We start from the raw sequence: 22,954 nt of genomic DNA on the forward strand, positions 1-22,954 counted from the left end.
CTAGCGGCCCGGTTGGGCCGTGCAGAACTTGCAGAAGATTCCTGGGGGTCGCCCCCAGACCCCTAAGAAGCTTCAGGCCCAACAAGGAGAGCAGGGAACCCAGATGGCGGAGCTCACGATCCGGCCGGAGGAGATCCGGGACGCACTGGAGAACTTTGTCCAGTCGTACCAGCCGGACGCGGCCTCGCGCGAGGAGGTCGGAACGGTCAGCGTTGCCGGCGACGGCATCGCGAAGGTGGAGGGCCTGCCCTCCGCCATGGCGAACGAGCTGCTGAAGTTCGAGGACGGCACCCTCGGTCTCGCCCTCAACCTCGAGGAGCGCGAGATCGGTGCGGTCGTCCTCGGCGAGTTCAGCGGTATCGAGGAGGGCCAGCCGGTGCAGCGCACCGGTGAGGTGCTCTCGGTCGGCGTCGGCGAGGGCTACCTCGGCCGCGTCGTCGACCCGCTCGGCAACCCGATCGACGGTCTCGGCGAGATCGCGACCGAAGGCCGCCGCGCCCTCGAGCTGCAGGCCCCCGGCGTCATGGTCCGCAAGTCGGTCCACGAGCCGATGCAGACCGGCTACAAGGCCATCGACGCCATGGTGCCCGTCGGCCGTGGCCAGCGTCAGCTGATCATCGGTGACCGTCAGACGGGTAAGACCGCTCTGGCCGTCGACACGATCATCAACCAGCGCGACAACTGGCGCTCGGGCGACGTGAACAAGCAGGTTCGCTGCATCTACGTCGCCATCGGCCAGAAGGGCTCGACCATCGCGTCCGTTCGCGGCGCCCTGGAAGACGCCGGTGCGCTCGAGTACACGACGATCGTCGCCGCCCCGGCGTCCGACCCGGCCGGCTTCAAGTACCTGGCGCCGTACACCGGTTCCGCCATCGGCCAGCACTGGATGTACGCCGGCAAGCACGTCCTGATCATCTTCGACGACCTGTCGAAGCAGGCCGACGCCTACCGCGCCGTGTCGCTGCTGCTGCGCCGCCCGCCGGGCCGCGAGGCCTACCCGGGCGACGTCTTCTACCTGCACTCCCGTCTGCTGGAGCGCTGCGCGAAGCTGTCCGACGACATGGGTGCCGGTTCGATGACCGGTCTGCCGATCGTCGAGACCAAGGCGAACGACGTGTCGGCGTTCATCCCGACCAACGTCATCTCCATCACCGACGGCCAGTGCTTCCTGGAGTCCGACCTGTTCAACGCGGGCCAGCGCCCGGCGCTGAACGTCGGTATCTCGGTCTCCCGCGTCGGTGGCTCCGCCCAGCACAAGGCCATGAAGCAGGTTTCGGGCCGTCTGCGCCTGGACCTCGCCCAGTACCGTGAGCTCGAGGCGTTCGCCGCCTTCGGTTCCGACCTGGACGCCGCGTCGAAGGCCTCGCTGGAGCGCGGCAAGCGTCTGGTCGAGCTGCTGAAGCAGGGCCAGTACCAGCCGATGCCCGTCGAGGAGCAGGTCATCTCCGTCTGGGCCGGCACCACCGGCAAGATGGACGACGTCCCGGTCAACGACATCCGTCGCTTCGAGTCGGAGCTGCTGGAGCACCTGCGCCGCGAGCGCAAGGACCTCCTCACCTCCATCGCCGACGGCGGCAAGATGTCGGACGACACCCTGTCCTCCATCGCGGACGCCATCACCGGCTTCAAGCGTCAGTTCGAGACCTCGGACGGCAAGCTCCTGGGCGAGGACGCACCGGCCGTCAACGTCTCCAAGTGACGACGGAAGGGACCTGACTCATGGGAGCGCAGCTCCGGGTCTACAAGCGTCGCATCCGTGCCATCACGGCGACCAAGAAGATCACCAAGGCGATGGAGATGATCGCCGCCTCGCGCATCGTCAAGGCGCAGCGCAAGGTGGCGGCGTCGATGCCGTACGCGACCGAGCTCACCCGTGCGGTGACCGCGGTGGCGACCGGTTCGAACACCAAGCACGCCCTGACGACCGAGGTCGAGCAGCCGACCCGTGCCGCGATCCTGCTCATCACGAGCGACCGCGGTCTGGCCGGTGGCTACTCCTCGAACGCCATCAAGCAGGCGGAGCGGCTCACCGAGCGGCTGCGCGCTGAGGGCAAGGAGGTCGACACGTACATCGTCGGCCGCAAGGGTGTCGCCTACTTCGGGTTCCGCGAGCGCAAGGTCGCGGATTCGTGGACCGGCTTCACCGACAGCCCGGCCTACGCCGACGCCAAGCGCGTCGCCGGACCGCTGATCGAGGCCATCCAGCTGGACACGGCCGACGGCGGCGTCGACGAGCTGCACGTCGTCTTCACGGAATTCGTGTCGATGATGACGCAGAACGCGGTCGACGGCCGGATGCTGCCGCTCAGCCTCGACAAGGCAGAGGAGGAGACCGGCGCGAAGGGCGAGATCCTTCCGCTGTTCGACTTCGAGCCGTCGGCGGAGGACGTCCTCGACGCCCTTCTGCCGCGCTACGTCGAGAGCCGCATCTACAACGCACTGCTGCAGTCGGCCGCTTCCGAGCACGCCGCCCGCCGCCGCGCGATGAAGTCGGCGACCGACAACGCCGGAGACCTCATCAAGAGCCTCTCCCGGCTTGCCAACGCGGCCCGCCAGGCCGAAATCACCCAGGAAATCAGCGAGATCGTCGGTGGCGCGAGCGCCATGGCTGACGCGACCGCGGGGAGTGACAAGTAATGACGACCACTGTTGAGACGGCCGCCGCCACGGGCCGCGTCGCCCGGGTCATCGGCCCGGTCGTCGACGTGGAGTTCCCCGTCGACGCCATGCCCGAGATCTACAACGCCCTCAAGGTCCAGGTCGCCGACCCGGCCGAGGACGGCAAGCTCAAGACCCTGACCCTTGAGGTCGCGCAGCACCTGGGTGACGGCCTCGTCCGTACCATCTCGATGCAGCCGACCGACGGTCTGGTCCGCCAGGCCCCGGTGACCGACACGGGCGAGGGCATCACCGTCCCCGTCGGCGACTTCACCAAGGGCAAGGTGTTCAACACCCTCGGTGAGGTGCTGAACTACCCGGAGGAGAACGCCAACGTCACCGAGCGCTGGCCGATCCACCGCAAGGCCCCTCGCTTCGACGAGCTCGAGTCGAAGACCGAGATGTTCGAGACCGGCGTCAAGGTCATCGACCTTCTCACCCCGTACGTCAAGGGTGGAAAGATCGGTCTGTTCGGTGGTGCCGGTGTCGGCAAGACCGTTCTGATCCAGGAAATGATCTACCGCGTCGCCAACAACCACGACGGTGTGTCGGTCTTCGCGGGCGTCGGTGAGCGTACCCGTGAGGGCAACGACCTCATCGAGGAAATGGCCGACTCGGGCGTCATCGACAAGACGGCCCTCGTCTTCGGCCAGATGGACGAGCCCCCGGGCACGCGTCTTCGCGTCGCGCTCGCCGGTCTGACCATGGCGGAGTACTTCCGCGATGTGCAGAAGCAGGACGTGCTCTTCTTCATCGACAACATCTTCCGTTACACCCAGGCCGGTTCGGAGGTGTCGACCCTTCTGGGCCGCATGCCGTCCGCCGTGGGTTACCAGCCGAACCTGGCTGACGAGATGGGTCTGCTGCAGGAGCGCATCACCTCGACCCGTGGTCACTCGATCACCTCGATGCAGGCGATCTACGTCCCCGCGGACGACCTGACCGACCCGGCGCCGGCCACCACCTTCGCCCACCTCGACGCGACGACGGTTCTCTCCCGTCCGATCTCCGAGAAGGGCATCTACCCGGCCGTGGACCCGCTGGACTCGACGTCCCGCATCCTCGACCCGCGGTACATCGCGGCGGACCACTACGCCACGGCGATGCGTGTCAAGGGGATCCTCCAGAAGTACAAGGACCTCCAGGACATCATCGCGATCCTCGGTATCGACGAGCTGGGCGAGGAGGACAAGCTCGTTGTCCACCGTGCCCGTCGCGTCGAGCGCTTCCTGTCGCAGAACACCCACGTGGCGAAGCAGTTCACCGGCGTGGACGGTTCGGACGTTCCGCTCGAAGAGTCGATCACCGCGTTCAACGCGATCTGCGACGGTGACTACGACCACTTCCCCGAGCAGGCGTTCTTCCTGTGCGGTGGCATCGAGGACCTGAAGGCCAACGCCAAGGAGCTGGGCGTCTCCTGATCCGGCGCGCTCCTCGCGGAGCGCTTCCGGCTCGAAGGATTCACGGAGAGGGGCGGGTGTGTCCCGTCCCTCTCCCCACGCCCATTAGAATTTGACCCAACACCCGGCTGACCCGCCGGGTGGTGACCCGAGGAGCCACCTTGGCTGCTGAGCTGCACGTCGAGCTGGTCGCGGCGGACCGCAATGTCTGGTCCGGCGAGGCCACCCTTGTTGTCGCCCGCACCACGTCCGGCGACATCGGCGTCATGCCCGGTCACCAGCCGCTTCTCGGTGTGCTGGAATCGGGCCCTGTGACCATCCGCACCAGTGGGGGCGACACTGTCGTCGCGGCGGTGCACGGCGGTTTCATCTCGTTCGCGGACAACAAGCTGTCCCTGCTGGCCGAGATCGCCGAGCTCGCGGACGAGATTGACGTCCAGCGTGCGGAGCGGGCACTGGAGCGCGCGAAGGCGGAGGCGGACGCCGCCGCCGAGCGTCGCGCGGATGTCCGGCTGCGCGCCGTAACGGGCTGAACACCCGTCGGAGTTTGAACCGCTGAGTACCGGAGGGTCACCCTCCGGGACACAGCAGACCTCAGCCGCGGTCCGTTCTGGAATTTTCCAGACCGGGTCGCGGCTGAGGCGATGTACGTCCGTCTTCGGACTTGTCCGTTGATGGGCACGGTCGTGTGCGGTATTTCGATGAGCGAGGAGGTCGGTGAAGATGCTCCTCGCTCTGCTTGTGAGCGGCCTGGTCGTAGCCCTGGTGGTGATCGGGCTGTTTGTCTTCGGGCTGCGCCGCAGACTCATCCAGCGTTCCGGCGGCACCTTCGACTGCAGCATGCGCTGGGGTGTGCCCGAGGAGACCGACACCTCGGGCAAGGGCTGGGTGTACGGGGTCGCGCGCTACAGCGGCGACCGGATCGAGTGGTTCCGCGTATTCAGCTACTCGCACCGCCCGCGCCGGCTGCTGGAGCGTTCCTCCATCGAGGTCGTCTCGCGCCGCGCCCCCGAGGGCGAGGAGGAGCTGGCCCTGCTCTCTGACGCCGTCGTGCTCGGCGCCCTCCACCGGGGGACCCGCCTGGAGCTGGCGATGAGCGAGGACGCGCTGACCGGTTTCCTCGCGTGGCTGGAGGCGGCGCCGCCCGGCCAGCGGGTGAACGTGGCCTGAGGCCTCACTGACGTGAAGAAGCCGGGGAGACGGGGGCGGACCCGTCTCCCCGGCTTCGGTCTTTACTGGAGTCCGGTGTGGATCGCGTTCGCGAGCTCACCGTTGGCGGTGTCGCCGCTGAACTCCCAGAAGAAGGCTCCCTTGAGGCCTTGGTTCTTGGCCCAGGTCATCTTCCCGGCGATGGTGGCGGGGGTGTCGTAGCTCCACCAGTTGCTGCCGCACTTGGCGTAGGCCGTGCCGGCGACCGTGCCGGTGGCCGGGCAGCTGCCCTTGAGCACCTTGTAGTCCTCGATGCCCTGCTCGTACGTGCCCTGCGCGGGCCCGGTCGCCGTGCCGCCGGGGGCGGCCTGCGTGACGCCGGTCCAGCCGCGGCCGTAGAAGCCGATGCCGAGGTTGAGCTTGGAGCCCGCGATGCCCTTGCCCTTGAGCTTGGTGATCGCGGCCTCGGAGTTGAAGCCGGCGATGGGGATGCCGGTGTACGAGGTGAGCGGGGAGTGCGGGGCGGTCGGGCCCTTGGCGTCCCACGCGCCGAAGAAGTCGTAGGTCATCACGTTGTAGAAGTCGACGTACTGTGCGGCGCCCGCGTAGTCGGCGAGGTCGAGCTTGCCGCCGTTGGAGCCGTCGGCGGAGATGGCCGCGGTGACCAGGCTGGAGCCGCCGAACTTGGCGCGCAGCGCGGACATCAGGTTCTTCAGGGCGGCGGCGCCGCTGGTGTCACAGGACAGGCCGCAGGCGTTCGGGTACTCCCAGTCGATGTCGATGCCGTCGAACACGTCGGCCCAGCGCGGGTCCTCGACCAGGCTGTAGCAGGACTGGGCGAAGGCGGCCGGGTTCGCCGCGGCCTGGCCGAAGCCGCCGGACCAGGTCCAGCCGCCGAAGGACCACAGCACCTTGATGTTCGGGTACTGCTTCTTCAGCTTGCGCAGCTGGTTGAAGTTGCCGCGCAGCGGCTGGTCCCAGGTGTCGGCGACGCCGTCGACGCTCTGGTCGGCGGTGTAGGCCTTGTCGTAGTCGGCGTAGGCGTCACCGATGGTGCACTGGCCGTTCTGGACGTTGCCGAACGCGTAGTTGATGTGGGTGATCTTCGCGGCGGAGCCGGAGGCCACCAGGTTCTTGACGTGGTAGTTGCGGCCGTAGACGCCCCACTCGGTGAAGTAGCCGAGTTTGACCTTGCCGCCCGGGTCCGGGGGAATGACGCCGCCGGTCGTCGTCACCGAGAGGGAGCCGGAGGAGGGGCCGGTCTGGTCGACGGTGTCGCGGGCGGTGACGCTGTACGAGTAGGTCGTGCCCTTGGTCAGGCCCGAGTCCGCGTAGGTGGTCCCGGTGACCGTGGCGATCTTGCTGGAGCCGCGGTAGACGTCGTAGTTCTTGACGCCCTTGTCGTCGGTGGCGGCGGACCAGCTCAGGGTCAGGGAGGTGTCGGCGACGTTGCTCGAGGTGGGGGTGCCGGGAGCGGTGGGGGGAGTGTCGCCGGGCTGGGTGCCGTCACAGGAGGTGCCGTTGACCTTGCAGCCGCCGGGGGAGCCGCTGCCGGTGCCGTTGAATCCGAAACTGGCGGTCGCGCCGGGTGCGAGGGTGCCGTTCCAGCCCACGTTCTTGCCGGTCCAGTGGGTGCCGGAGCTGGTGACGGTGGCGTCCCAGGCGGAGGTGACGGCGGTGCCGGCCGGGTAGTCCCACTCGACGGTCCACGAGGTGATCGTGGTGGTGCCGGTGTTCTTCACCGTCCACTTGCCCTCGAAGCCGGTGCCCCAGTCGGAGACCTTGGTGTACGTCGCGGTCGCCGAGGTGGCGGCCTGGGCGGGTCCTGCCAGCACGACGAGCCCGGTGACGGGCAGGGCGAGCGCGGCGACGATCGCCGCGACCCGGGTGAAGAACCGGGTGCGCCGGGTGCGGGGTGGGGATGCTGTGCTCAAGGGTGATCCTCCGTAGGTCCGTCGCGGTCGTGGGGCCGACTTCGACATGGGGGTGGGACCTGCGCCGCCCGTGAGCACGCTTTGTCATGGCACGCTCACCACAGTGTTCGTGAGGGTAGAAAGGTCTGGACCAACCGTCAAGAGGTCCAGACCGGTGCGGCATTCGGGGTTCTAGATCCCCAACTCCTGTGCCAGGACGGCCGCTTGGAGCCGACTGCGCAGCTCCAGCTTCCCCAGCAGCCTGCTGACGTGCGTCTTCGCCGTCGACTCCGCCATCTCCAGGCGTTCGGCGATCTCCGCGTTCGACAGGCCCTCGCCCAGAGCGCTCAGCACCTCCCGCTCCCGCCGGGTCAAGGAGGCCACGGCCGCCGTCGCCTCCGGGGACACCGGCGCCCGCGCCGGACGCGGCGCCGCGAACTCGGAGATCAGCCGCCTGGTCACCGCCGGGGCGATCAGTCCCTCCCCCCGCGCGACGGTCCGTACCGCCTCGATCAGCTCCGCGGCCTCCGCGTTCTTCAGGAGGAAGCCCGCGGCCCCCGCCCGCAGCGCCCCGAAGACGTACTCGTCGTGGTCGAAGGTGGTCAGCACCAGGACATCGGCCAGTCCCTCCGCGACCACCTCGCGGGTCGCGGACACCCCGTCGAGCTTCGGCATCTGCACGTCCATGAGGACGAGATCCGGCCGCAGCTCGCGCGCGAGGCGTACGGCCTCCTCCCCGTCGGCCGCCTCGCCCACCACCTCGATGCCGCCCGCGCTGCGCAGGATGAGCACCAGCCCGGCCCGGACCGCGCTCTGGTCCTCCGCCACCACCACCTTGATGGTCATGCTTCCACCGCCTTCTCTTCCGCGGGCAGTGTCGCCCGTACCCGCCACACCCCGTCGGCCCGGCCGGCCGTGAACTCCCCGCCCAGCAGCTCCGTCCGCTCCCGCATGCCGATCAGCCCGGCCCCGGAGCCGGGCGCGCGCGGACCTGGCCGGTCCCCGTACGGGGAGTCCACGGTCACGGTCAGCATCCCGGCCGCGCGGGCCACGCGGACCGTGACCGTGCCCGGGGAGGCGTGCTTGAGGGCATTGGTCAGCGACTCCTGGAGGATCCGGTAGGCGGCCAGCTCCACCGGGGCCGCCGTCGGCTCCCCGGGCGGCCGGTCGTCGTGCAGTACGAAGTCCAGCCCGCTCGCCGAGCCGTTGGTCCGGGCCTGCCCCACCAGGGCGTCCAGACCGTCCAGCGTCGGTACGGCGACCGGCTCGCGCTCCGCCCCGGCGTCCCGCAGCAGCCCGATCAGCCGGCGCATCTCGGCCAGGCCCTGGACGCTGTTCTCCCGGATCACCCCGAGGGCGTCACGGCTGGTCTCGGCCTTGTCGATGGACAGCGCGGCGGTGGAGTGGATGGCGATGGCGGAGAGGTGGTTGGCCACCATGTCGTGCAGCTCCCGCGCCATCCGGGCGCGCTCGGCGACGACCGCCTGCGTACGGTCCATCTCGGCCAGCAGCGCGGTCTGCTCGGCGCGCAGCCGGGCCGCCACCGCGGCCTCCCGGTGGTTGCGCAGGGTGGCGCCGGTCAGTGCCGGGCCGAAACTGACGAGGCCGGTGACCACGCCGATCAGCAGCGCCTCGGGGGTGCGCAGCCACGCCAGGGCGGCGATGGTGACGGCCACGGTGACCAGGCCGGTGCTGACCGGGAGCCGCCGGGCCGTGACGGGTTTCCCGTAGACGACGGCGGCGTACATCAGGTCGGTGAAGATCAGGACGGTCGCGAGGCTGCCGACCGTGAACTCGTTGGCGATCACGCCGAGCGTGCCGACGGCCAGGGCCGCCGCCGGCCTGGAGCGGCGCAGCAGCTCCATCCCGCCGAGGATCACCAGGGGTACCAGGGCGGCCCAGGCGGGCAGGAAGTCCCGGCCGGCGCTGCTGTAGACGCCCAGTGACCACATCGCCAGGCCGGCGAGCACGCCGACCACGGCGAGGAGGACGTCGTGTCGGTGGGGGCGCAGGCTCTTCTCGGTCACGGTCCCATCCAACAGGGTGGGCGGGGCGCGGGCCTCGGCGGAGAGGCCGAGTTGTCGGTACATCGAAGGATGCAGTCACACGTCGTCACTGGCGACGACGTACCGGGCCGGTCCGGACGGGAGGCTGGGAGTACGTCGCACCACCCGAGAGGAACGGAGAGTCCCGTGATCGTCGCGCTGATCATCGCCTGTGAGGTCGGCTTCTGGGTGCTGCTGGCCGCCGGACTGGCCCTGCGCTACCTCGCGAAGATGCCCGGGGTGGGCGCGGCAGTCCTGCTGTGCGAGCCGCTGATGGAGCTGATCCTGCTGGTCGTCACCACGGTCGATCTCAAGAACGGCGCCGAGCCGGACTGGAAGCACGGCCTCGCCGCGCTGTACATCGGCTACACCGTCGCCTACGGCCACTACACGATCAAGTGGCTGGACGGCCACGCCGCGCACCGGCTGGCCGGAGGGCCCAAGCCGGCCGGACCCGGGTACGGGAAGGCGAGGACCGTCCACGAGTGGCGGCTGTGGGTCCGTACCGTCATCGCCGCCGCTGTTGCGCTCGGCCTGCTCCAGGTGGCGATCTGGTACGTCGGCGACGCGGGCGACGTCAGCTCGCTCAAGGCGTGGCAGTTCGGCGCCCTGCGGGCGGTCGTCATCCACGGCCTGATCGCCGTCGCGTACACGATCTGGCCGAAGAAGGCCCCGCAGGGCGGCGTCGCGGCGGAGCCGAGGGTCTAAGCGGCCTCGGGGAAGTGGGGCACGTCCAACGCACCCCACTTCCCCGAGACCGCTTAGCGGTCGCCGCCCGGCACCCACAGCACGTCGCCGACCTCCTTGTTGGCCGTACGGGCCAGGATGAACAGGAGGTCGGAGAGGCGGTTCAGGTAGGTGGCGGTCAGCGGATTCATGACCTCGCCGTGCACCTCCAGCGCCGCCCACGTCGAGCGCTCGGCGCGCCGGACGACGGTGCAGGCCTGGTGCAGCAGGGCCGCGCCCGGGGTGCCGCCGGGGAGGATGAAGCTGCGCAGCTTCTCCAGCTGCTCGTTGAAGGCGTCGCAGTCCGCCTCCAGCTTGTCCACGTAGAACTGCTCCACCCGCAGCGGCGGGTACTGCGGGTTCTCCACCACCGGGGTGCACAGGTCCGCGCCGACGTCGAACAGGTCGTTCTGCACCCGGACCAGGACCTTCACCACGTCCTGCGGCAGGCCTCCGAGGGCGATCGCCGTCCCGATGGCCGCGTTGGCCTCGTTGGCGTCGGCGTACGCGGAGATCCGCAGGTCGGTCTTGGCCGTGCGGCTCATGTCGCCCAGGGCGGTCGTGCCCTTGTCGCCGGTACGGGTGTAGATGCGCGTGAGGTTCACCATGCGGCCAGCGTAGTGACGCCCGCCGGAGAATCGCACGCGGAGCCGTCTGTGAGCCCGGTACCGTCCGCGGGCAGCCCGAAAGGGGCAGAGGAGGGTGAAGAGGTGACGGTTTGACCGACATGTTCGGAATCTGACAGTGAGCCGAACCGGCCGGGCGGGTCGACGTCCTGGTGAGGTTCCCCGGCTCGCGTCACGCGGGGGAACCGCGCGCGCCTGACGGTCGAACAGACCGCCGGCGCCGCGCGAGGTCGGGCGACTGCGGTCGATCGAGGAGCGGTTGGGGGACCGGCGGACGACTGACCCGTCCCGGTGTGATGTCCGTCATCTGAGACGTGACGCGTGTTACTTCGAGGTCACACCGCACCGCCCGGACGCTAGTCTCCGCCGGAGGGGCCAGGAGTCCGGGCCGTTTCGAGGCCGGGCCGTATCAAGAACGTGGGGTGTGCAGTGGCTGGGAAGCTTGCCGTCATCGGTGCCGGACTGATGGGTTCCGGTATCGCTCAGGTCTCCGCTCAGGCGGGCTGGGACGTCGTGCTGCGCGATGTCACCGACGCCGCGCTGACGCGTGGCACCGACGGGATCAAGGCCTCGTACGACAAGTTCGTCTCCAAGGGCAAGCTGACCGCCGAGGACGCCGAGGCGGCCCTCGCGCGCATCACGACGACCACCGACCTGGATGCGGTCGCCGACGTCGACATCGTGGTCGAGGCCGTCTTCGAGAAGATCGAGATCAAGCACGAGATCTTCCGCGCCCTCGACAAGATCGTGCGCGAGGACACCATCCTCGCCTCCAACACCTCCGCCATCCCGATCACCAAGATCGCGGCCGCGACGGAGCGCCCGGAGCGGGTCGTCGGCGCGCACTTCTTCTCGCCCGTCCCGATGATGCAGCTCTGCGAGCTCGTCCGCGGCTACAAGACGAGCGACGAAACCCTCGCCACCACCCGGGCGTTCGCCGAGTCCGTCGGCAAGACCTGCATCGTCGTCAACCGCGACGTCGCCGGCTTCGTGACCACCCGTCTGATCTCCGCGCTGGTCGTCGAGGCCGCCAAGCTGTACGAGTCGGGCGTGGCCTCCGCCGAGGACATCGACATCGCGTGCAAGCTGGGCTTCGGGCACGCGATGGGCCCGCTGGCCACCGCGGACCTGACGGGCGTCGACATCCTGCTGCACGCCACCAGCAACATCTACACCGAGTCCCAGGACGAGAAGTTCGCGCCGCCGGAGCTGATGCGCCGGATGGTGGACGCCGGGGACATCGGCCGCAAGAGCGGGCAGGGCTTCTACAAGCACTGAGGCCGGGCCGCCGAGCACCACCGTTCGAATACCTTCACCCGTCGGGGTGAATTAGGTATCGGTTCGCTCACGGTCGGCAACTTCCCTGCCCGCGAGGCAGTCAGTTGCAGTGAGAGTTGCCGACCACGGACCAGTCGGACCATACGTACGCGTACTGCCGGGAGTACACATGCACATCAGGGGCGACCACGCCGAACTCGCTGTCGGGGGTCGCCTCGACGTGCGCAGCGCGGCGGACGCCCGTACGGTCCTCCACTCCGCCCTCGACGACGGCCACGGCGACCTCGTGCTCGACCTCACCGGGCTCGACTCCTGGGACGCGACCGGCCTCGGCGTCATCATGGGCGCGCACCGCAGGGCCGGCCGGACCGGACGGCGCCTCGTCCTGCGCGGGGTGCCGCCGCAGATGCAGCGGCTGCTCGTGGCGACCCGCCTGCACCGGATCCTCGCGATCGAGGGCGGGTTGGAAGCGGAGTCCCTGCCCAGGGCGTGAACACAGTGTTCCGTTTTCCTGCGGAAACGTAACGGTCCGGTGGTGATGGCACCCCCGCGGTTCCCCGCAGGACCGGCCACGGTCTAGGGTTCGGGCGGAAAACCGGACCAGTAGCGGCAGCGGCGTGTGCGAAGGCCGGGCGGTACGACGGCGAGGCGCACGGCGCGATCGGGGGACTTGGTCATGGACCACATACAGGGGCAGGCCGAACCGGAGGAACAGTCCGGAGGCGCCGGGGCGCTGCCCGCGCCCGTGGCGCCCGCCCGGGTGGTCACCCTGACCGCGGGGGAGTTCACCCTCACCGTCAACCCGGTCGACGGCAGCGAGATCGAACCGCTCCGGCCCGGCACCCGGGCGGGCCGCCCCGCCAAGCGCGACGCGGCCGCCCGCGCCGCCAGGGACGCCGCCGCACGGCCGCCCGCGCTGCCCGGGGCTCCGGTACCCGCCCGCCCCCCGCGGGCGCGCGAGGAGGAGCTGGAGCGGCTCGTACGGCTGCTGGGCCGGGGGCGGTCCGTACGCCTCACCGGGCCCGCCGGATCGGGCCGCAGCTCGCTGCTCGACGAGGTCGCGGCCCAGTGCGCGGGCCTCGCCCCCGACGGGGTCGTACGGCTCTCCGGCTACGGACACCAGCAGCCCGCCGAGCTGCTCCACACCCTCTACGAGACCGTGTACGAGGCCTCGGACACGCGGCCCGACCGGATCGAGATCCTCGCCCGCGTACGCGACATCGGCGCCGTCGTCCTCCTCGACGACCTGGAGATGGGCGGGGTCGCCCTCGACGAGCTGCTGCGCGCCACCCCCGAATGCGCCTACCTGCTGGCCGCGACCCCCGACACCCGGGCCCCCTCCGACGACTCGCACATCGAAGAGGTCTTCCTCGGCGGGCTCGGGAAGAACGAATGCCTGGAACTGCTGGAGGCGGGCGTCGGCCGGCCGCTGACGGAGGCGGAGACCGCCTGGGCGTCCGACCTGCGGTTCGCCTCCGAGGGGCTCCCCCTGCGCTTCGTGCAGGCAGCCGCGCTGCTGCGGCAGCGGGACGAGATCAACCACACCGACGAGGCGGACGACGAGGAGGAGCCGGGCGTCTTCGAGGAGCGCCCGCGCGACACCGTCGAGGTGCCGCTGCCGACGCTGGCCGAGGGCGCCGCCCCGGCGGAGCTGCTGGCCTCGCGGGTCAGCGAGTCGGCGCGCGCCGCCCTGCGGATCGCGTGCGCGCTGGGCGGTGAACTGCCGCACCACGCACACCTGCCCGCGCTGGTGGGGGACACCCACGCAGACTCCGCGGTGGCGGAACTGCTCGGCTGCGGCATGCTGACCCAGGTCGGCCCGCGCTACCGGCTGGCCTCCGGGGTCGCCCGGCAGCTGGAGGAGGTCGGGTACGGGGACACCGCGGCCGAGGAGGCCCGTACGGCCGCCCGGCACTACGCCTGGTGGACCGGTCACGCCTCGGTGAACCCGCAGCGCGTCGCGGCGGAGGCCGACGCGGTGCTCGCCGCGCTGGGCGGTGCCGACGTGGTGGCGGCCGTACTGCTGGCCCGCACGGCGGCTCCGGCGTTCGCCGCCTCGCTGCACTGGGAGGCCTGGGACCGGGTGCTGCGCGCGGGCGCCGAGGCCGCGCGCAAGGCGGGAGAGGTCGCCGAGCAGGCGTACTTCCACCACGAACTCGGTGTGCTCGCGCTGTGCGAGGGACGCCTGGACCGGGCGCGGGCCGAACTGGAGACCTCGATCGGGCTGCGCGGCGCGCTGGCCGACAAGCGGGGCACGGTCGCGGGCCGACGGGCGCTGGCACTGGTCGTGGACCGGGAGGCCGCGGAGGTGACGGTGTCGCCGCCGCTGCGGCTGGAGGCGCCAGCCGTCCCGCAGGCCGACTCGCCGGCCGCCGGCGTCACGGCGCCGGCTCTGACCAGGGGTTCGGGGGCATCGGAGGCCCTCACGGTTCCCGGGCCGGTGGCCCGGTCGGCAGCCCGGCCGGGGGCCGGTTCCGCGACGGCCGGGCGCGCTGCGGCCGGAGCCCCGTCGGCGGCTTCGGAGGCGGTGACGCGGGTGGCTCCGGTGGTGCCCGTGACCCGGCGTCAGGAGCCGCCCACGACGCTGTCGGAGGTGTTCGAGGACGCCTTCCCGCTGTCGCCGAAGCCCGCGCCCGCCCCCACGCCCGTGGCCGGACCCGCCGCGGACTCGGGCCGTCGGCGCCGGGCGCTGCTGGCCGGGGCGGGGGCGCTGGCCGTGGTCGTGCTGGGCACGGTGGTGAGCCTCGCGCTGGCCTCCTCGGACTCCTCGGACTCCGAGCCGCCCGCGCAGGGTCCGGCGGTGTCGACCAGCCCGACCCGGATGGTTCAGCCGTCGGAGCCGGGCATCAGCGGGAACGATTCTCCAGCGGATCCAGCCGACCCGGTGGTGGAACCGTCGGCGCAGTCCACCGCCCCGGGCGGGACCGCCGGTGCTCCGACCCCGGGCCGGACCCCCTCCCGCACGCCGTCGCGCCGTCCGCAGTCGACCGGGCCGCAGCCCCCGGCCTCGTCGTCGGCCCCCGTACCGCCGACCTCCGCCGCGCCGACCCCGTCCGACACGCCCTCGGCGTCGGTCGTTCCGTCGCCGACGGCCACGGCCACGGGGACGGCCACCGCCACGGGCACCACGACCAGCCCGGGCCCGGGCACCGTCCGGTGAACGACCACGGCTCCGTCCTCGTGGACGGAGCCGTGGCGACGGGACGGGCGGACGGTCAGAACAGCCGGAGCTTGTCGTCCTCGATGCCGCGCATCGCGTCGTAGTCGAGGACCACGCAGTCCATCCCGCGGTCCGTCGCCAGCACCTTGGCCTGAGGCTTGATCTCCTGCGCCGCGAAGACGCCCCGGACCGGGGCCAGGTGCGGGTCGCGGTTCAGCAGCTCCAGGTAGCGGGTCAGCTGCTCGACGCCGTCGATCTCGCCGCGCCGCTTGATCTCCACGGCCACCGTCGCGCCGGAGGCGTCCCGGCACAGGATGTCCACGGGCCCGATCGCCGTCATGTACTCGCGCCGGATCAGGGTGTAGCCCTCGCCCAGCGTTTCGATGCGGTCCGCGAGGAGTTCCTGGAGGTGTGCTTCCACGCCGTCCTTGATCAGCCCGGGGTCGATGCCGAGCTCGTGGGAGGAGTCGTGCAGGACTTCTTCCATGGTGATGATGAGCTTCTCACCAGCCTTGTTGACGACGGTCCACACACCGGCCTCGTCACCGCTCCCCTCTTTGAGGGTGCACGGGGGCGACATCCAGTTGAGCGGTTTGTACGCCCGGTCGTCCGCGTGGATCGAGACACTGCCGTCGGCCTTCACGAGGATCAGACGGGGTGCCGAGGGCAGATGGGCGGTGAGCCGGCCCGCGTAGTCGACGGAGCAGCGGGCAATGACGAGACGCATGGTCGGCAACGCTACTCGACGAGAAGGGCTCCACGCGATTCGCCCCTGAAAGCCCCCTTCGCCGATGGCGCGTTGTATGCGCATTCTCCTGGTGCGTCACCCATGGGACGCCTACCGTGGTGAGCGGGAGGTTGCCGAGCGTGTACGCAGCGTCGCGGCCTCCTTCCCTGCCCGTAAGACTCCGGCAACCAGTCCGCCGGAGTCGCGAGAGGAGAACCCATGTCGCTCGACGTCTCACCGGCCCTACTCGAACAGGCCGAGCGAGGCGAGGTCGACGAAGCCGCTTTCGTCGACTGCGTCCGGACCTCCCTGCCCTACGCATGGGAGATGATCAGCTCGCTGGTGGCCCAGCTGAAGGTCGACGGCGGACAGTTCGCCGACAACCAGACGCCGCCGCCCGACGAGCAGGCGCGCGGGCAGCTGCTGCGCGCTCTCGCGAGTGACGCGATACGCGGTGCGCTGCAGCGGCACTTCGGAGTGCGCCTGGCGTTCCAGAACTGCCACCGGGTAGCGGTGTTCCCGCTGGATCCCTCGGTGGACGACCGGCTCGCCAAGTTCACCTCGATCCGCGGCCAGCTGCTCAACCAGTCACCCGAACTGCGGGACTGTTAGCAACGACAGCAGATCTCAGCCGAGACGGGGCAGGACTTCGGTGCCGAGGCGCCGTACGTTCTCCTCCGTCGCGGCGAGATCGCCCGAGCCCTCCGTCAGGAGGGCGAAGCGCGTGATGCCGGTCCGCTCGGCGGTGGCCGCCAGCCGGTCCGCCGCCAGTGCCGGTGTGCCCACCGGGTGCAGGTCGCACAGCAGCTCCGTGTACGCGACCGGGTCGCGCATCGCGCGCACCCGGCCGTCCACCGTCACATGCGCGTCCAGGCCCTGCCTGAGCCAGCCCGGCATCGCCTTCAGCAGCGACTCGCGGGCGTCCGCCGTACGGTCCGCCAGCTGGCAGACCCCTGCGGAGACATGGCCCGCGCTCGCCACGTGCTCCCGGGAGTGGCCCGCCGCCAGCGCCGCGGCCCGCCACAGCGCGACCATCTCGGCCTTCTCCTCGTCCCCGCAGTGCATGCCCAGCAGCATCGGCAGCCCCCGCTCCGCGGCCAGCCGCACCGATGCGGGGGAGGTGCAGGCCACGATGACCTCCGGGCCCGGCCCGTCCACGTCCAGCGCCTCCGACGGGCGCGGTACGACGGCCACCTCGCGGAAGTCGTACCGCTCGCCGGCGGCCCCCACCCGCGCCTCCGTCAGCCAGCGCCGCAGCAGGTCCAGGGCTTCCGGGAAGCCGTTCTCGTAACGGTCCAGGCCGCCCCCGAAGACCTCCAGGTCGACCCACGGCCCGCCGCGGCCCACCCCGAGGCTGAACCGCCCGCCCGAGGTCAGGTGCAGCAGCGCCGCCTGCTCGCCGAGGGCCACCGGGTGCGTGCTCGGCAGCACGCTGACCGCCGTGCCCACCCGCAGCCTCCGGGTCCGGCCCAGCAGCAGGGCCGCCAGTGTCACCGCCGAGGGGCAGACCCCGTACGGGACGAAGTGGTGCTCGGCGAGCCAGACCGAGTCGAGCCCGGACTCCTCGGCCACCTCGGCCGTGCGCACCGCCCGGTGCAGTGCCTCGCCCTGTCCCTGGCCCGGGAACTGGGCAGCCAGTACAAACGCTCCTACGCGCATCGCCTTTATCCTCCTCGCGGCTGACGCGGCCTCCCCAGGCTGACCGGTTCTTCCTATGGCAACAACGTCTGACACGTGCCAAAGGCACGGGCTGACACGAAAGTTATTGGGATTGTCAGGCCATTCCTCTTCGTGGGGCCGGGCTCCCGCAACCACCCTGCGGGTACCCGGCCTCGCTGCGCGTAGTCTGGGAGAAAGTCACTGCCGTCCGCCCATCCGTGAGGTATACGTGTCACCGCGCCACAACCGCCCCAGGGGCGGCGAGACTCCGGACGAACGCCCGAGCACCGGCCTCGACCGCTACGGGCTGGAGCGCACGGAGGAGTACCAGGGCGAGGACTGGAAGGTCCGGCACGTCGCGGGCGCGAGCGCCGCGGGCAAGCGTTACCGCTGCCCGGGCTGCGACCAGGAGATCCCCTCCGGCACCCCGCACCTGGTGGCCTGGCCGGAGTACGGCGGCGTGGACGACCGCCGGCACTGGCACAAGGCCTGCTGGAACGCGAAGGACCGCCGCACCTCGAAGGTGCAGCGGTCCCGCAACGCGCCCAGGTACTGAGCGGCGGTTCACACGTCCCGGCGGCCGACCAGCACGTACGAGGCCGCCACCGCGCCGCCCGCGACGAGCACGATCAGCATCATGTGCGCGAGGCCGCCGGGCACCGGAGCCATGTCCGGGCCGGTGTCGGACATGCCGAACAGCTGCATCAGGGCCACCGGCGCGTTGTACTGGAGGATCAGCCGTCCCACGGCGGCGGACGACTCCCAGGCGCTGAGCATCCCGCCCGTCAGCGGCGGCAGCGTGACGACGCCGAGCATCACCGCGATCGCCCCGGCGGAATGCCGCACCAGCGCGCCGACGGCGAGCGCGAGCACGCCGAGCAGTGTGACGTAGAGGACGCCCGCCAGCGCGCCGAACCACTCGGCGGCCCCGTGCCGTCCGGCGGCGGAGCCGTTGTGCAAGAGTGCACCGGCCAGCCCGACGAGGAAGACCGACCCGGCGGTGACGACGAAGGCCGTCATGCCGAAGACGAGGTACTTCGCGGTGAGCACGCGGTGCCGCTCCGGGGAGGCGGTGAAGGTGGTCCGCACCAGTCCGGTGGCGTGCTCCGAGGTGATCGTCAGGACGCCGAGGACCATCACCGCGAGCTGCCCGATCAGCAGGCCGAAGAGAGCGGGCGTGGTGAAGGAGATGCCCGCGTAGTCCTGGTCCCCCGTCTGCACGACGAAGAGCAGCCCGACGCCGACGACGGTCAGCACGAGCGAGCCGAGCGTCCACATCGTGGAGCGGACCGAGACCAGCTTGGTCCACTCCGAGGCCATGGCGTGTCCCAGGTGCGGTCGCGGTGTCGGCAGCGGCGAGCTGTAGCTCTTCGGCTGGTCCGCGGTCGTCGGCGGGGTCATCGGGCTTCCTCGGGGTTGTTCTGGGCGGCCTCGGCGAGCTGGCCCGGGTTTTCCGGCATCAGGAAGGGCCGGCCGCCCGCTCCGGGCGGCGGGGGCGCGAAGAAGCCCGTCCCCGGGATCTCCGGTGCGGGCGCCTCGTCCTCCCATGCCGGGACGGTCAGCGGCTCCGGCTCCCACAGCTCGGCCCGCGGGTCTTCGGTGGAGGTGTACTCCAGGGACGACTGGGTCATCCGCATGTACGCCTCTTCCAGCGAGGCCCGGTGCGGCGAGAGCTCCCACAGCCGTACGCCCGCCTCGTGCGCGAGGTCCGAGATGCGGGGGAGCTCCAGCCCGGTCACGCGCAGTGCTCCATCGGGCTCCTGGAGGACCCGGCCGCCCGCCTTCGTGAGGGCCGTACCCAGCGTGTCCCAGCCATCGGGATCAGTGTCGGCCGCGCGTACCCGAGCGAATCCGGCCGAGTTGTGCGCGATGAACTCCTGGGTGCCCATGTCGGCCAGCAGCCGTCCCCGGCCGATCACGATCAGGTGGTCGGCGGTCAGCGCCATCTCGCTCATCAGGTGCGAGGAGACGAGGACGGTGCGCCCCTCGGCGGCGAGCCGGCGCATGAGGTTGCGGACCCAGAGGATCCCCTCCGGGTCCAGCCCGTTGACCGGCTCGTCGAAGAGGAGCACCTGGGGATCCCCGAGCAGGGCGGTGGCGATGCCGAGCCGCTGGCCCATGCCGAGCGAGAAGCCCTTCGTACGCTGCCGGGCGGCGTCCTGGAGGCCGACCACGGCCAGTACCTCGTCCACCCGCTTCTCCGGGATCCCGGAGAGCTGGGCGATCGAGAGCAGGTGGGTCCGGGCCCGGCGGCCCCCGTGCACGGCCTTGGCGTCCAGCAGGGCCCCGACGTGCCGCTGGGCGTTCGGCAGCTCCCGGAAGGGGAGGCCGTTGATCGTGACATGGCCGGAAGTGGGCCGGTCGAGGCCGACGATCATGCGCATGGTGGTGGATTTCCCGGAGCCGTTGGGCCCCAGGAAACCGGTCACATGACCCGGCCTGACCTGGAAGGACAGCTGGTCGACGGCGGTCTTGGCGCCGTAGCGCTTGGTCAGGCCGACTGCCTCGATCATCTTGCTGCCCCTTACCAGGCCGGGACGACTCTCGCCCGCGTAAGGGTTAAGAGGATATCCAGTCTCCTACGGTTCCGTCCCGGGCCGGATCCCTGAGCTGCCCCTGAGACCGACCCGGGGATGTCCCGTAGTGCGTCAGGCGTCCCTCTTCTTGAGGACGAGGTAGCCCCCGAGCACCGAGGCGGCCACCCACAGGAGCATGATCCCGAGGCCGCCCCAGGGGCCGTACGGCGTCTCGGAGCTGCCCATGGCGTCCGGCACGATCTGCATGATCTTGGACCCCGCCTTGTCGGGCAGGTACTGGCCGTACTTACGGGTCGCCTCGAAACCGCTGAGGAGGTTCGAGACGATCAGGAAGAACGGGATCAGGATGCTGATCGAGGCGACCGAGCTGCGCAGCATGGCGGCCACGCCCATGGAGAACAGGGCGAGGAGCGCCATGTACAGGCCGGCGCCGACCACCGCGCGCAGGACGTTCTCCCCGTCGATGCCGATGCCGTGGTCCCCCAGGATCGCCTGGCCGAGGAAGAACGACACGAAGCTGGTCAGCAGTCCGACCAGCAGGGCCAGGGCCGTGGCCACGGCGAGCTTGCCCAGCAGGAAGCTCGCGCGTGCGGGTACGGCGGCCAGCGAGGTACGGATCATGCCCGAGCTGTACTCGGTGCTGACCACCAGCACCCCGAAGACGATCATCGCCAGCTGGCCGAACTGCATCCCGCTGAAGCTCAGCAGGGTGGGGTCGAACGTGGCCCGTTCGACCGCGCCCATGTTGTCGAAGCTCGCGTTGACCAGGGCGCAGAAACCGGCACTGAACCCGACGGTGGCGAGGAGCGAGACGGCGAGGGACCAGCTCGTGGAGGCGACCGTGCGGATCTTGGTCCACTCGGACCTGAGGACGGCGGAGAAGGCCATGCTCACTCACCGCCCTTGGGGGTCGCCTCGTAGCCGGCGCCCCAGCCGGGAGCGTCGGCGGGCCGGGAGGGGTGGTCGGCGGCCATGCCCGCGGGCACGGGCGCGCCCGGTGCGTGGGCGTGGTACTCGACGGAGTCCGCCGTCATGCGCATGAACGCTTCCTCCAGTGAAGCCCGTTGCGGGCTGAGTTCGTGCAGCACGATCTGGTGCTGGGCGGCCAGCTCGCCGAGCCGCTCCGGGCCCACGCCGTCGATCTCCAGCGCGCCGGTGGCCGGCACGCTGACGGCGTCGATCCCCGCCTCGTGCAGGACGTCCTTGAGCCGCTCCTGCTGGGGCGAGCGCAGCCGGACGTAACTGCGCGAGTTCTGGTGGATGAAATCGGCCATCGACAGGTCTGCCAGCAGCTTTCCCTGCCCGATGACGACCAAATGTTCGGCCGTCAGGGCCATTTCGCTCATGAGATGGGACGAGACGAAGATCGTTCGTCCTTCCGCCGCCAGTCCCTTCATGAGATTCCTGATCCAGAGAATTCCCTCCGGGTCCAGACCGTTGACGGGTTCGTCGAACATCAGGATTTGGGGATCACCGAGCAGTGCGGAGGCGATTCCCAGCCGCTGGCCCATGCCCAGCGAAAATCCTTTCGACTTCCTCTTCGCGACAGCCGTCAGGCCGACCAGGTCGAGTACTTCGGCGACCCGGCGTTCCGGGATCCGGTTCGACTGGGCCAGACAGAGAAGGTTGTTGTATGCAGTTCGGCCACCGTTCATCGCTTTCGCGTCAAGCAGTGCACCGATGTACTTCAGCGGCTCCGGCAGATCCCGGTAGTGCTTGCCGTCGATCCGGACCGTACCGCTGGTCGGGTTGTCGAGGTCGAGCATCATGCGCATGGTCGTGGACTTCCCCGCCCCGTTGGGGCCGAGGAAGCCGGTCACCACCCCCGGTCTGACCTGGAAGCTGAGGTTGTCCACGGCGGTCTTCGCGCCGAATCGTTTCGTAAGGCCCTCAAGCTCGATCATGCAGGCCACGCTAGAACGCCGCAGGGCCGTACGCCACCTCCGAAAGGTGACGTACGGCCCTGCTTTGGTCGTGAAACGGGCGAACAGTACCGCCCGGTAGCCGTGACGCGGGGGTCAGCGGCTCTGCTGAGCCGGGACCCCGCGCGAGACCGGCTCGTCGTCGACGATCGGGTTGGCCGCCGCGACGGCCGCACCGGTCAGCGTCGCCAGCATCTCGCGGACGTTGGTCAGCTGCGCGTTGATGGAGTCGCGGCGGTTGGTGAGCGCCGCCAGCTCGCGCTCGGACTCGCTGCGGATACGGTCCGCCTTGGCGTTGGCGTCGGCCACGATGTCCTCGGCCTGGCGCTGCGCGGTCTCCACGGTCTGACGGGCGCGGCGCTCGGCGTCCGTACGCAGCTTCTCGGCCTCCAGGCGCAGCTGCTCGGCGCGGTGCTCGATCTCCGCGAGGCGCTTCTCGGCCTTGGCCTGGCGCGAGGCCAGGTCGCGCTCGGACTGCTCGCGGCGCTTGGCCAGGTTGGTCTCGAAGTCCGCGGCGGCCTGGGCGGCCTTGGCGCGGGTCTCCTCGAACAGGGCGTCGGCCTCCTCGCGCTTGGAGGCCGCGTCCTTCTGGGCCTCGGCGCGCAGGGTGGAGGCGTCGCCCTTGGCCTTCTCGACGATGCGGACGCCCTCGTCCTCCGCCTTCGACTTGCGGTCGGCGGCGAACGACTCGGCGTCGTTGCGCACCTGCTGGGCAGCCGACTCGGCCAGCTCACGGTGCTGCTCGGCCGCGCGACGGGCCTCCTCGCGCAGGTCCTTCGCCTCCTCCTCGGCCAGGCGCAGGATCTTCTCGACCCGGGCGCCGAGGCCGGCGTACGACGGTTCCGCGTCGCTCACCTGGGCCTGGGCGTTCTGCGTTTCGAGGTGCAGCTCCTCGATCCGCTTTTCCAGAGAGTTGATACGTCCAAGGGCGCTGTCGCGGTCGGAGACCAGCTTGGTAATGCGGTCGTCCACCTGACCGCGGTCGTAACCACGCCGCACGAGCTCGAAGCCGAAGGGGGAGGAAGTGTCGCTCATGGGGTTCCTGTCGAATGAGACCGATGAGGTGCTACGTGAGGTGTTAGGGGAATCCTAGGCGCCGAAGCGGCGTGTCTTCGAGTCAATCCGCGATTGATCTGGACAATGAGACCCCTTTT

Annotated in this window: 22 protein-coding genes; 11 read left to right on the forward strand and 11 right to left on the reverse strand. The window is 70.3% G+C overall.

The genetic code is table 11. The annotated features are described in order from the left end of the window. Positions 1-103 precede the first annotated feature (103 nt). From atpA to OG429_RS26080, 5 genes are all read left to right on the forward strand, one after another. Entirely contained in the window at positions 104-1,699 is a 1,596-nt protein-coding gene (gene atpA / locus OG429_RS26060; RefSeq protein WP_328927682.1) for a F0F1 ATP synthase subunit alpha, read from the forward strand. Between the two features lie 20 nt (positions 1,700-1,719). Then, entirely contained in the window at positions 1,720-2,637 is a 918-nt protein-coding gene (locus OG429_RS26065; protein WP_328927683.1) for a F0F1 ATP synthase subunit gamma, read from the forward strand. Then, positions 2,637-4,079 (forward strand): F0F1 ATP synthase subunit beta, encoded by a 1,443-nt coding sequence (gene atpD, locus OG429_RS26070; protein WP_030708152.1) that lies wholly within the window; start codon positions 2,637-2,639, stop codon positions 4,077-4,079. The genes OG429_RS26065 and atpD overlap by 1 nt, the downstream gene beginning before the upstream one ends. Before the next feature lie 140 nt (positions 4,080-4,219). After that, positions 4,220-4,591 (forward strand): F0F1 ATP synthase subunit epsilon, encoded by a 372-nt coding sequence (locus OG429_RS26075; RefSeq protein WP_328927684.1) that lies wholly within the window; start codon positions 4,220-4,222, stop codon positions 4,589-4,591. A 190-nt stretch (positions 4,592-4,781) separates the two neighbouring features. Beyond that, the gene (locus tag OG429_RS26080) at positions 4,782-5,228 is read left to right on the forward strand and encodes a DUF2550 domain-containing protein (RefSeq protein ID WP_328927685.1); all 447 of its coding nucleotides are present in this window, start codon (positions 4,782-4,784) and stop codon (positions 5,226-5,228) included. A gap of 62 nt (positions 5,229-5,290) precedes the next feature. Here OG429_RS26080 and OG429_RS26085 read toward each other — a convergent pair whose 3' ends face one another. From OG429_RS26085 to OG429_RS26095, 3 genes are all read right to left on the reverse strand, one after another. Continuing rightward, positions 5,291-7,189 (reverse strand): glycoside hydrolase family 18 chitinase, encoded by a 1,899-nt coding sequence (locus tag OG429_RS26085; protein ID WP_328927686.1) that lies wholly within the window; start codon positions 7,187-7,189, stop codon positions 5,291-5,293. A 123-nt stretch (positions 7,190-7,312) separates the two neighbouring features. After that, entirely contained in the window at positions 7,313-7,966 is a 654-nt protein-coding gene (locus OG429_RS26090; protein ID WP_328927687.1) for a response regulator transcription factor, read from the reverse strand. After that, entirely contained in the window at positions 7,963-9,072 is a 1,110-nt protein-coding gene (locus OG429_RS26095; protein WP_405681354.1) for a sensor histidine kinase, read from the reverse strand. Before OG429_RS26095 ends, OG429_RS26090 begins: the two co-directional genes overlap by 4 nt. Positions 9,073-9,312: 240 nt before the next feature. Between OG429_RS26095 and OG429_RS26100 the strand changes: the two genes are divergently transcribed. After that, positions 9,313-9,873 carry a hypothetical protein gene (locus OG429_RS26100; protein ID WP_328927688.1) on the forward strand — a complete coding sequence of 187 codons (561 nt, stop codon included), beginning with the start codon at positions 9,313-9,315 and terminating at the stop codon, positions 9,871-9,873. A 53-nt stretch (positions 9,874-9,926) separates the two neighbouring features. Here the strand turns inward: OG429_RS26100 and OG429_RS26105 are convergent, their stop codons facing one another. Beyond that, positions 9,927-10,499 (reverse strand): cob(I)yrinic acid a,c-diamide adenosyltransferase, encoded by a 573-nt coding sequence (locus OG429_RS26105; protein ID WP_328927689.1) that lies wholly within the window; start codon positions 10,497-10,499, stop codon positions 9,927-9,929. Between the two features lie 447 nt (positions 10,500-10,946). On the opposite strand from OG429_RS26105, the gene OG429_RS26110 reads away from it, so the two are divergent. The 3 genes from OG429_RS26110 (at position 10,947) to OG429_RS26120 (ending at position 14,955) form a co-directional block, all read left to right on the forward strand. Next, a complete protein-coding gene (locus OG429_RS26110) occupies positions 10,947-11,795 on the forward strand; it encodes a 3-hydroxyacyl-CoA dehydrogenase family protein (protein ID WP_267032614.1) in 849 nt (282 codons plus the stop codon). 169 nt (positions 11,796-11,964) lie between these two features. Beyond that, positions 11,965-12,288, forward strand: coding sequence for an STAS domain-containing protein (locus OG429_RS26115; RefSeq protein ID WP_328927690.1), 324 nt, complete (start codon positions 11,965-11,967; stop codon positions 12,286-12,288). A 183-nt stretch (positions 12,289-12,471) separates the two neighbouring features. Further along, positions 12,472-14,955, forward strand: coding sequence for an ATP-binding protein (locus tag OG429_RS26120; protein WP_328927691.1), 2,484 nt, complete (start codon positions 12,472-12,474; stop codon positions 14,953-14,955). A gap of 55 nt (positions 14,956-15,010) precedes the next feature. On the opposite strand, the gene nucS is transcribed toward OG429_RS26120, so the two are convergent. Beyond that, positions 15,011-15,682: an endonuclease NucS gene (gene nucS, locus OG429_RS26125; RefSeq protein WP_328927692.1), complete on the reverse strand. Its 672-nt coding sequence runs from the start codon at positions 15,680-15,682 to the stop codon at positions 15,011-15,013. Positions 15,683-15,901: 219 nt separating this feature from the next. On the opposite strand from nucS, the gene OG429_RS26130 reads away from it, so the two are divergent. Then, positions 15,902-16,294 (forward strand): SCO5389 family protein, encoded by a 393-nt coding sequence (locus OG429_RS26130; protein WP_030660337.1) that lies wholly within the window; start codon positions 15,902-15,904, stop codon positions 16,292-16,294. 15 nt (positions 16,295-16,309) lie between these two features. Here OG429_RS26130 and OG429_RS26135 read toward each other — a convergent pair whose 3' ends face one another. Then, positions 16,310-17,341, reverse strand: a complete 1,032-nt coding sequence (locus OG429_RS26135) for an LLM class flavin-dependent oxidoreductase (RefSeq protein ID WP_328927693.1) — start codon at positions 17,339-17,341, stop codon at positions 16,310-16,312. A gap of 229 nt (positions 17,342-17,570) precedes the next feature. Between OG429_RS26135 and OG429_RS26140 the strand changes: the two genes are divergently transcribed. Beyond that, a complete protein-coding gene (locus tag OG429_RS26140; protein WP_328927694.1) occupies positions 17,571-17,897 on the forward strand; it encodes an ATP/GTP-binding protein in 327 nt (108 codons plus the stop codon). An 8-nt stretch (positions 17,898-17,905) separates the two neighbouring features. Here the strand turns inward: OG429_RS26140 and OG429_RS26145 are convergent, their stop codons facing one another. The 5 genes from OG429_RS26145 to OG429_RS26165 all read right to left on the reverse strand — a co-directional run bounded on the left by OG429_RS26145 (position 17,906) and on the right by OG429_RS26165 (position 22,835). Beyond that, the gene (locus OG429_RS26145; RefSeq protein WP_328927695.1) at positions 17,906-18,742 is read right to left on the reverse strand and encodes an ABC transporter permease; all 837 of its coding nucleotides are present in this window, start codon (positions 18,740-18,742) and stop codon (positions 17,906-17,908) included. Continuing rightward, positions 18,739-19,854: an ABC transporter ATP-binding protein gene (locus OG429_RS26150; RefSeq protein ID WP_328927696.1), complete on the reverse strand. Its 1,116-nt coding sequence runs from the start codon at positions 19,852-19,854 to the stop codon at positions 18,739-18,741. Before OG429_RS26150 ends, OG429_RS26145 begins: the two co-directional genes overlap by 4 nt. A 135-nt stretch (positions 19,855-19,989) precedes the next feature. Next, on the reverse strand, positions 19,990-20,766 hold the full coding sequence (locus tag OG429_RS26155) for an ABC transporter permease subunit (protein WP_328927697.1): 777 nt from the start codon (positions 20,764-20,766) through the stop codon (positions 19,990-19,992). Between the two features lie 2 nt (positions 20,767-20,768). Beyond that, the gene (locus OG429_RS26160; RefSeq protein ID WP_328927698.1) at positions 20,769-21,782 is read right to left on the reverse strand and encodes an ABC transporter ATP-binding protein; all 1,014 of its coding nucleotides are present in this window, start codon (positions 21,780-21,782) and stop codon (positions 20,769-20,771) included. A 114-nt stretch (positions 21,783-21,896) separates the two neighbouring features. Continuing rightward, positions 21,897-22,835, reverse strand: coding sequence for a cellulose-binding protein (locus OG429_RS26165; RefSeq protein WP_150259415.1), 939 nt, complete (start codon positions 22,833-22,835; stop codon positions 21,897-21,899). Positions 22,836-22,954 lie beyond the last annotated feature (119 nt).

Source organism: Streptomyces sp. NBC_00190, from assembly GCF_036203305.1.
Lineage (GTDB): Bacteria > Actinomycetota > Actinomycetes > Streptomycetales > Streptomycetaceae > Streptomyces.

Bases quoted from the DNA above. Each gene is read 5' to 3' on its own strand.
- atpA (WP_328927682.1), top strand. From the start codon at position 104: ATGGCGGAGCTCACGATCCGGCCGGAGGAGATCCGGGACGCACTGGAG.
- OG429_RS26065 (WP_328927683.1), top strand. From the start codon at position 1,720: ATGGGAGCGCAGCTCCGGGTCTACAAGCGTCGCATCCGTGCCATCACG.
- atpD (WP_030708152.1), top strand. From the start codon at position 2,637: ATGACGACCACTGTTGAGACGGCCGCCGCCACGGGCCGCGTCGCCCGG.
- OG429_RS26080 (WP_328927685.1), top strand. From the start codon at position 4,782: ATGCTCCTCGCTCTGCTTGTGAGCGGCCTGGTCGTAGCCCTGGTGGTG.
- OG429_RS26085 (WP_328927686.1), bottom strand. From the start codon at position 7,189: ATGTCGAAGTCGGCCCCACGACCGCGACGGACCTACGGAGGATCACCC.
- OG429_RS26090 (WP_328927687.1), bottom strand. From the start codon at position 7,966: ATGACCATCAAGGTGGTGGTGGCGGAGGACCAGAGCGCGGTCCGGGCC.
- OG429_RS26095 (WP_405681354.1), bottom strand. From the start codon at position 9,072: ATGTGGTCACTGGGCGTCTACAGCAGCGCCGGCCGGGACTTCCTGCCC.
- OG429_RS26105 (WP_328927689.1), bottom strand. From the start codon at position 10,499: ATGGTGAACCTCACGCGCATCTACACCCGTACCGGCGACAAGGGCACG.
- OG429_RS26115 (WP_328927690.1), top strand. From the start codon at position 11,965: ATGCACATCAGGGGCGACCACGCCGAACTCGCTGTCGGGGGTCGCCTC.
- OG429_RS26120 (WP_328927691.1), top strand. From the start codon at position 12,472: ATGGACCACATACAGGGGCAGGCCGAACCGGAGGAACAGTCCGGAGGC.
- nucS (WP_328927692.1), bottom strand. From the start codon at position 15,682: ATGCGTCTCGTCATTGCCCGCTGCTCCGTCGACTACGCGGGCCGGCTC.
- OG429_RS26130 (WP_030660337.1), top strand. From the start codon at position 15,902: ATGTCGCTCGACGTCTCACCGGCCCTACTCGAACAGGCCGAGCGAGGC.
- OG429_RS26135 (WP_328927693.1), bottom strand. From the start codon at position 17,341: ATGCGCGTAGGAGCGTTTGTACTGGCTGCCCAGTTCCCGGGCCAGGGA.
- OG429_RS26145 (WP_328927695.1), bottom strand. From the start codon at position 18,742: ATGACCCCGCCGACGACCGCGGACCAGCCGAAGAGCTACAGCTCGCCG.
- OG429_RS26150 (WP_328927696.1), bottom strand. From the start codon at position 19,854: ATGATCGAGGCAGTCGGCCTGACCAAGCGCTACGGCGCCAAGACCGCC.
- OG429_RS26155 (WP_328927697.1), bottom strand. From the start codon at position 20,766: ATGGCCTTCTCCGCCGTCCTCAGGTCCGAGTGGACCAAGATCCGCACG.
- OG429_RS26160 (WP_328927698.1), bottom strand. From the start codon at position 21,782: ATGATCGAGCTTGAGGGCCTTACGAAACGATTCGGCGCGAAGACCGCC.
- OG429_RS26165 (WP_150259415.1), bottom strand. From the start codon at position 22,835: ATGAGCGACACTTCCTCCCCCTTCGGCTTCGAGCTCGTGCGGCGTGGT.